Source organism: Alkalihalophilus lindianensis, from assembly GCF_032843265.1.
Lineage (GTDB): Bacteria > Bacillota > Bacilli > Bacillales > Bacillaceae_D > Alkalihalophilus > Alkalihalophilus lindianensis.
In genome coordinates this window covers 1-246 of sequence record NZ_JAWJBA010000827.1, presented here as the reverse complement: position 1 = coordinate 246, position 246 = coordinate 1, and the positions used below count along the sequence as shown (strand labels likewise).

The 246-nt window shown below is 56.1% G+C and carries 1 protein-coding gene; it reads left to right on the top strand.

Features of this window, described 5'->3' with window-relative positions:
• The first annotated feature begins 2 nt into the window (after positions 1-2).
• The gene (locus RYX56_RS24475) at positions 3-170 is read left to right on the top strand and encodes a thymidylate synthase (protein ID WP_317124403.1); all 168 of its coding nucleotides are present in this window, start codon (positions 3-5) and stop codon (positions 168-170) included.
• Positions 171-246: the final 76 nt, after the last annotated feature.

Genomic DNA, 246 nt, shown 5'->3' with positions numbered 1-246 from the left:
ATCTGAACCATCTCGATCAGGCGCGGGAACAGTTGGCGCGAGAACCGCGTCCCTTCCCGAAAATGCGACTGATCGGGGAGGCCGCCAGTATAGACGATTACCGGATCGAGGATTTCGAGGTCGAGGGATATGACCCTCATGCCGTTATCAAGGCCGATGTAGCGGTCTGACGCTTCCGTTTGCAATCCCCGGTCGGACCGGCAAACGAACGGGGCTTGCACAAATACTCATACAAGAACCATAAGG